Source organism: Streptomyces sp. NPDC005070 (genome assembly GCF_053600395.1).
In genome coordinates this window covers 1-2,010 of the sequence record NZ_JBSFZS010000402.1, presented here as the reverse complement: position 1 = coordinate 2,010, position 2,010 = coordinate 1, and the positions used below count along the sequence as shown (strand labels likewise).

Here is a 2,010-nt window from a genome sequence, read left to right as displayed (position 1 = left end):
CCGGAGCTGAGCTTGGCGAGCCGGGCCCGGGCGCGCGACAGCCTGGACCGTACGGTGCCGACGGGGACCCCGAGCGTCTGCGCGGCCTGCCGGTAGTCGAGCCCGGCCGACACGCACAGCGCGAACACCTCACGCTCCTGGCGGCGCAGCCGGCCCAGCGCCTGGTGGACCAGCGCGAGCCGGCGGGCGTCGTCGATCCGCCCCGCCGTCTCCTCCGCGAAGTCCTCCACGGGACGCGGCTGCGGGCTGCGCGCGAGGAAGGCGAGCCGCCGGCGCAGACTCCGGTTGGCGTTGCGTGCCTTGTGCGTGGCGATACCGAGCAGCCAGGGCCCCAACACCCCACCCTCAGGCTCGACTTGCTCCCGTCCGCGCCAGGCGGCGAGGAACGTCTCGGACATGACCTCCTCGGCCTGTGACCAGTTGCCGGTCAGCCGCAGGGCATGGTTGTAGACCGCCCGCGCGTACTGGTCGTAGAGCTCGGCGAATGCCGCCCGGTCCCCCGCCCGTATGCGCGCGCGCATGGACTCCGCTGGTTCTTTTTGACTCACACCCGGTACTCTCCGCACCCCGCCCCAAGTTCCTGTGGCACGCGTCACGCCCCAGATGTGTGATGGACGCCCGCGCCGGACAGGGCCGTCGGCGTTCAGCCGTCCTTGCCCGCCACCTTGCCGTAGATGGCGATCGGCGCGGTGCCCGGGGCTCGTCCAGGCGCCGTTCGCACGCCGGCGCCGGTCCGGGGCCGCGGAGGACGATGGCGAACTACTCCCGGGCGCCGGGGATTTGGCGCTGTCCGCGGTCGGGCCGGGCGGGAAGCGGCGGGGGCGAGCCCTGCCGAGTCGACAAGGCGGAAACCGCGTGGCATCGCATGAGCGGCCTCGGCCATGATGTGCGGCGGTGTTGTCCACACAGAGGCGGTTGCCACGTTGACGCTGTCCCCGGCCACGCAGGCCATACTCGACCGATGCGCCGTCGCTGACGCCCCGGGGGTGTCGTGGCGGTGGGAGTCCATGGCCGCCGAGGCGGTGCTCCGGCACGGCGGCCCGGCCGATGCGGAGGCGCTCCTGCCGCTGTTCTTGTCGGCGCCCTCCGCGCACGAGGCGCTGGTGCCGGTCTTCGCCCGTCACGGCGACCGGCGGCTGGCCGCACGCCTGTTGGAAGCGACGGTCGACGGGGGCCGGCTGCGTGAGGACGTGCCGACCGATGTGCTCCACGCCGTGGGCCGCCTGGGGTACACCCCGGCCACTCCCCTGCTGTGGGAACACGTCGAGGGCTTGCACTATGTGGCGAGGGACGCGTGCCTGGGGCTGCTGCATCTGCCGTGCGAGGATCTGCGGGGCGCGATCGCCGAGGCGCTGGAGAAGTATGAAGGGTCCGCGCCGTTCCCCGAGTTCCTTCCCGTCCTGGCCCCGAAGACCGAGGACCCGGCGTGGCTGGAGCGGCTTGTCGCATGGGGTGAGGACCACGCCTCGGTCGACTGCAACGGCGGCCTGATCCTGGGAATCTCCCTGCACGGCGAGCGTGCGCGCACCGCTTTCACCCGCCTGTTGTGGAACGACCGCTGGGAAGCCTGCGGCACCGGCACCGGATCCGCGCTGTGGACGTACGCGGGTACACGCGTCCTGGGTCTCGGTCTGCCGCAGCTGTACGCCGACCTGCGGGCACGGTTGCACGCCGACGCCGACCCGGACGTCCAGCAGGACGCCCTCCGGTCGTTCATCACACTGCTGCGGCTTCGGTGCGCGGATGTGTGGACCGGCGTGGAGGCGGCCGAAGCTCGGCCCGAGAGCTTCGACGCGCTGTACAGCGTGCTGTTCACGCCGCCGCCCGACGACAGTGACACGCTCACCGAGCTCGCCGACCGTGTCTTCGGCAGCGACGATCCCGTGTCGGACGAGGTCCGCCACCTGGAAGACACGCTCCGGGCCGCGGCGGCGCACGAGTGGGCGTTGCGCGCGGTCACCTCACACTGACAGCCGGCGGGTACGCGGCCGCCCCCGCGAGGCGCACGTG

The 2,010-nt window shown here is 72.6% G+C and carries 2 protein-coding genes; one reads left to right on the top strand and one right to left on the bottom strand.

What is annotated here, in order from left to right; all coding sequences use genetic code 11:
- A partial coding sequence (locus ACWEBX_RS39575; RefSeq protein ID WP_451889542.1) for an RNA polymerase sigma factor occupies positions 1-521 on the bottom strand: 521 nt, incomplete at its 3' end.
- A gap of 486 nt (positions 522-1,007) precedes the next feature.
- On the opposite strand from ACWEBX_RS39575, the gene ACWEBX_RS39570 reads away from it, so the two are divergent.
- Positions 1,008-1,970, top strand: a complete 963-nt coding sequence (locus ACWEBX_RS39570; protein WP_451889541.1) for a hypothetical protein — start codon at positions 1,008-1,010, stop codon at positions 1,968-1,970.
- Positions 1,971-2,010: the final 40 nt, after the last annotated feature.

What these genes read in the sequence shown, in the direction of transcription:
- ACWEBX_RS39570 (WP_451889541.1), top strand. Translation starts at nt 1,008, where the DNA reads ATGGCCGCCGAGGCGGTGCTCCGGCACGGCGGCCCGGCCGATGCGGAG.